1 protein-coding gene and 1 pseudogene are annotated in these 1,068 nt (G+C 66.1%); both read right to left on the bottom strand.

Annotation, left to right across the window (positions count from 1 at the left end; all coding sequences use genetic code 11):
• Positions 1-154: 154 nt before the first annotated feature.
• Positions 155-883 carry an IS21-like element helper ATPase IstB gene (gene istB, locus AVT10_RS11175; RefSeq protein ID WP_066691143.1) on the bottom strand — a complete coding sequence of 243 codons (729 nt, stop codon included), beginning with the start codon at positions 881-883 and terminating at the stop codon, positions 155-157.
• Positions 870-1,068, bottom strand: a pseudogene (locus AVT10_RS11180) (IS21 family transposase); the annotation flags it as partial. The pseudogene AVT10_RS11180 and the gene istB, both read right to left, overlap by 14 nt.

Genomic DNA, 1,068 nt, shown 5'->3' on the forward strand with positions numbered 1-1,068 from the left:
GGACCCCCTATCGGCGTCCAAAAGGGACCCCCTTCGTCGAGCAGCGTTACGGGTATGACGGGTGCACCGTTCGCGCTGGTTGCGGCGTAGGGCGGGCGTAGCCCGACCGGAGGCGCAACCAGCGCGAAGCGTTCTCTGCCGGTGGTCCTGGGCGTCAGCTTCGATGTTTGAAGCGCCAGCTGTCGTTGCCGGTTTCGACGATGTCGCAATGGTGGGTAATACGGTCGAGCAGTGCGGTGGTCATCTTGGGGTCGCCAAAGACGGTCGGCCACTCGCCAAAGGCGAGGTTCGTGGTGACGATGACGGAGGTCTGCTCGTAGAGCTTGCTGACGAGGTGGAAGAGCATTTGACCGCCCGAGCGTGCAAACGGCAGGTAGCCAAGCTCGTCGAGCACCACGAGGTCGAGGCGCGAGAGCTGGGCCGCCAGCGTGCCGGCCTTGCCAAGGCGCGTTTCCTCCTCGAGTCGGTTCACCAGGTCCACTGTGTTGAAGTAGCGTCCGCGGGCGCCGGCTCGTACCACATTGGCGGTGATGGCGGTGGCGAGATGCGTCTTGCCGGTACCCGTTCCACCGACCAGCACGACGTTGCGTCGGCCCGGAAGAAACGAGCCGCTGTACAGCGAGCGCACCAGTCCCTCGTTGATGGGAGTGTCGCCGAAGACGAAGGCGTCGAGGTCCTTCACCGCGGGCAACCTGGCGGCCGACATCCGGTAACGGACCGAGGCTGCATGGCGGTGCGTCGCCTCGGCACGCAGCAGGTCGGTCAGGACCTCCATGGTCGTGCGCTTGCGCTGGAGACCGGTAGTGACCGCCTCGTCGAAAGCGCCAGCCATGCCCTTCAGCCCCAACTCGGTCATGGCCGTCATCATCTCATGCCGCTGCATGGAGGCCTCGCAGGCTGTCATAGCGGTTGCAGTCGGCGCGGGGCGGATGGCGCAGCGCCAGATCTTCTGGCGTGACAATAGTCAGCGGTCGCGGCGGTTCGCGCCGGCGGGCCAGGATGTTGACGATGACGTCGTCGCTGGCGACGCCGGCCAGCAATGCTTCGCGCACGGCCGCTTCCACCGCC

Source organism: Sphingomonas hankookensis (assembly GCF_001619955.1).
GTDB classification, from domain to species: domain Bacteria; phylum Pseudomonadota; class Alphaproteobacteria; order Sphingomonadales; family Sphingomonadaceae; genus Sphingomonas; species Sphingomonas hankookensis_A.